The following is a 3,709-nucleotide window of genomic DNA, read 5'->3' as shown; positions in this document are numbered from 1 at the left end:
GTGGAGAAGAAATGCTGGCATCAATAGTGAAATCTACAGAAAATAGGGTTGTGGCTTTGACAGGTAATGCAACTTCAGGTACAACTCCATTGGAATTTGCAAAAGGAGGAACATCGGCTCACTTAGCAAATGCTTCAGATGCAAAAGCAGCAGCAGTAGCAGGAGGAATAGCATTACGTTCATTGGTTGAAGACGGTAAATTGGCATCAGGAGCTCAAGATGGACAAGCAGGAGGAAAAGAAGAAGTACAAAAAGTAGGGATAACCGCAGTAAATAAGTTATTGGGAGCAGTAGAAGAAATAGTGAAGAAGACAGTAAAGAATGTTTTGGAGAAAGTAAAGGAAGAAGTAGATAAGGCAAGAGATCCAAAAGCAGCAGGTAAGTAGTAGAATTTGAATATAGTTGTTGCAATAATTAAATAAGAACCTTATTAAAGGGAGCAATAAAGCTCTCTTTTTTATTTGCAGTATTGTGTATGTTATATAAAGCCTCATTTATTTGTTTTTTATTTTTAAAGCAAAGCTAAAAATAAAATAAAAAACAAGGAGGCTAAGAAAGGAATGAAAGAGAAGAAAGGAATAGGAAATATAGAAGAGTGTATAAGCGAGTATAGAGAGAAGGGAAGAGAGAAGGGAAGTAAAAGAATAGTAAAGGGATTGATGATTGTGATGATGATGGTGGTGATGGGATGTAATAGTGGAGGAGTAAAGGAAGGAAAGGGAATTTCAGGAGGAGTGGGGAGTGGTTTAAATGAAGTAATTTCAGGTGCAAGACAGGTATTTTTGGAAACTTTTTTATCTTTTAACGACTTATTAAAAGGTGCATTTGGTATTACTGCAGATACTACTAAGGAAGCAGTTGGGGAACGATTGGGTAAAGTTGGAGAAGCAGTTAATGTAGTTAAAAGTAAATTAGAAGGCTTAAAGATAGCTGAGAATTATAGTTTCATAAAAGATAAAGCAGATAGTATAATTACTAAGGCAATTGGTATTTTGGAAAAGTTAATTAATGGAGCAAGTAAAATTAAGAATGCTACTGGTAGTGCTGTTGGTAAAATTGCTAGTGTTACTGGTGATACTGATAATGCAGAACCAGCAGATATAGAAAGCACAAAGAATCTTATTGCAGGGATTAGTCTGATTTGTGAATCAGCAAAGGAAGTAGGTATTGGTTTGAAGGGAAATGCTAATAAAACTATTGCTGATTCTAAAGAGATTGGAAAGTTATTTAATCAGACTGCTAATGCTAATGATTCCAAGGCATTGGATGGAGCCGGCAGAGCAGTGAGTTCAGCTAGCGGTGCAGATATATTAGCAGCGATTGAGGCGGTTAAGGATAAAAGTAGTGTTGCTGCTGGCAATATTAATGCAGCAAAAAATGCTTATGATATTGCTATTGCTAATAAAAGTAATAGTGATATTACTGACAATGTTAAAACAAATGCATCAGCAATAGCAGCTGGTTTAGCATTAAGAGCAATGGCTAAGAATGGTAAATTAGCAACCCATGCTACTAATGCTCCAGGACAAGCAGTGAATGCGGTGTTAATAGGAGCAGTTGGTAAAACTGTAAATGAGATAGTATCTACTATAAGAAGAACAGTTGATCAATGTTTAAAGGATGTTAATGATTGCCTAGAAGAATATTCTAGTAGTGAAGTAAAATCTAAGTAGTAAGTATAATGTGTTGTTTTTAAACTGTTTATTTGGGCAAGATTTTTAAGTTTGACAAGCAGAAATATCTTATAGGTGTTTCTGCTTGTTTAGGTTTGCAATAATTAAGTAGAAATAATGATAAATAGATTGCATATTTATGCAATTATTATTTTTTTAAATACAGACAAACATAGATAAATGAAGAATTTCTTAATATGATTTCAAAGAAATCGGATGTAGGGAAATATTTTAAGACAGTGCAGGGTACAGTAGAAGGAATTAAGAGTGGGCTTAATAAGATTGTTGCTGAAATGAAGGCAGAAAAGAATCCAAATGCTGAGGCTACTGAGAGTGCAGTGAAAACATTGGTTGAGAGTAAACTAGATAAGATAATAGAAGGAGCTAAAATTGTTAGTGAGACTATTGGTAGTGATGCTACTGCTCCAATTGGTAATGTAGCTAATGCTAAAGTTGCTGGGGCTATTGGGATTGGTATTGATAATCTAGTCAAGGGTATTAGAGCAATCGTAGATGTGGTACTTGGAGATAAAGGAAATGCGGAAGCGGGCGATGCTAAAAAGGCTGAAACTCTTGCAAATCGTGCTGCTAATGATGGTGCAGGGAAGTTATTTGGTAATTCTGGTGATCAAGGTGCCATTGATTCTACTGATAATGCAAAGAAGGCAGCAGCTGATGCTGCTAAGGCTGTTGGAGCAGTAATTGGTGCTGATATATTACAATCTATAGTAAAAAAAGATGGTGATGCTGTTAAGTTGGCTACTAATAGTCCTATTGCTAATACTGCTGTCAATGCTCCTAAGGATGGAACTGTAGCAGGAGCTATAGCATTGAGAGCAATGGCGAAGGGTGGTAAGTTTGCTAATGGTGAAAATGCTGATGACGCAAAGAAGGCGGTAGAGGATGCAGCAATAAGTGCAGTAACTAAGGCATTAGATACGCTTACAATAGCAATAAGAGATACTATTGATGCAGGACTTAAAGCAGTTAAAGAAGCAATGAAAATTACTACTAATGATATTCCTGTAGCATCTGAGAATAGTGGTTCTGGTGGTCAAAATAAATAGGCAAAGTTATATAAGTAAATAATAAAAATAAAGTCATAAAGTGAAGATACTAAGAGTTAAGCTTTTGGTGTCTTTTATTTTATAGTGTGTTAAATAGAAATATGTTACTTGATATGATTAATTTTTATTATTTGTGATTTCTTTAAAATTTTCTAATTAAAAGTATTCAGTTTATTATATAAAATTGTACGAACAAAGATAATATGGTGATGGTAGTGATGGTGGTGATGGGATGTAATAGTGGGGGAGTTGCGGGAGGAGAAGGAGCTTTAGGAGGAGACGGGAGAGGATTAAGTGGAGCAATGATGGACGTAGGGAGAAGTGCAGAGAATGCATTTTATGCATTTTTGGAGTTAGTGTCAGATGTATTGGGATTTAAAGTGAACACAACTACAAAGAGAGAGGATGTAGGAGTATATTTTAATAACCTAAGTAAGAGGCTTGGCGAGGCATCAAAAGAATTAGAGGAAGTAGCACAAAAATCAGAGGTAGGTGTTGATAAAAGTGATTTATCAAAAAATCCAATTAGAGAAATAGTTAATTCAGCCAAGGGAGTTTTAGATACGTTAAAAGGACATTTAGAGTCATTAGGGCAGGTAGGTGATGCTAATCTAGTAGGTGAGGCGGTAACTAATAATAAAGGAGTAACAGTAGATGACAATTCAATAAAGAAAGCCCTTAAAGCATTGTAAGAAATAGTAAAAGTAGCAAAAGGAGAAAATATTTCAGAACCAAGATCGGGAAGTACAGCAGTAAAGTTAGGTGATGCGGATAATAAGGAAGGAGCTAAGATATTGTCTACAAATGAGGCTTCGGAAGCAGGAAGTGTATCTAAAGCAGTGTTAATACTATCAAGTGTAAGTGGAGAAGAAATGCTGGCATCAATAGTGAAATCTACAGAAAATAGGGTTGTGGCTTTGACAGGTAATGCAACTTCAGGTACAACTCCATTGGAATTTGCAAAAGGAG

2 protein-coding genes and 2 pseudogenes are annotated in these 3,709 nt (G+C 35.6%); all 4 read left to right on the top strand.

Annotation, left to right across the window (positions count from 1 at the left end; all coding sequences use genetic code 11):
- A partial coding sequence (locus U880_RS0100565) for a variable large family protein (RefSeq protein ID WP_024654354.1) occupies window positions 1-386 on the top strand: 386 nt, incomplete at its 5' end.
- A 273-nt stretch (window positions 387-659) separates the two neighbouring features.
- Window positions 660-1,673, top strand: coding sequence for a variable large family protein (locus U880_RS0100560; protein WP_038358590.1), 1,014 nt, complete (start codon window positions 660-662; stop codon window positions 1,671-1,673).
- Between the two features lie 191 nt (window positions 1,674-1,864).
- Window positions 1,865-2,740: pseudogene (locus tag U880_RS0100555) on the top strand (variable large family protein); the annotation flags it as partial.
- Window positions 2,741-2,943: 203 nt separating this feature from the next.
- Window positions 2,944-3,709 (top strand): annotated as a pseudogene (locus U880_RS11280) (variable large family protein); the annotation flags it as partial.

Origin of the sequence: Borrelia hispanica CRI, assembly GCF_000500065.1 — a bacterium.
Classification (GTDB): domain Bacteria; phylum Spirochaetota; class Spirochaetia; order Borreliales; family Borreliaceae; genus Borrelia; species Borrelia hispanica.
Note: the sequence above shows the minus strand (reverse complement) of the source record. Positions and strands in the feature narration are given on the sequence as shown.

Excerpts from the sequence above, each read along its gene's own strand:
- U880_RS0100560 (WP_038358590.1), top strand. The coding sequence starts at position 660 with ATGATTGTGATGATGATGGTGGTGATGGGATGTAATAGTGGAGGAGTA.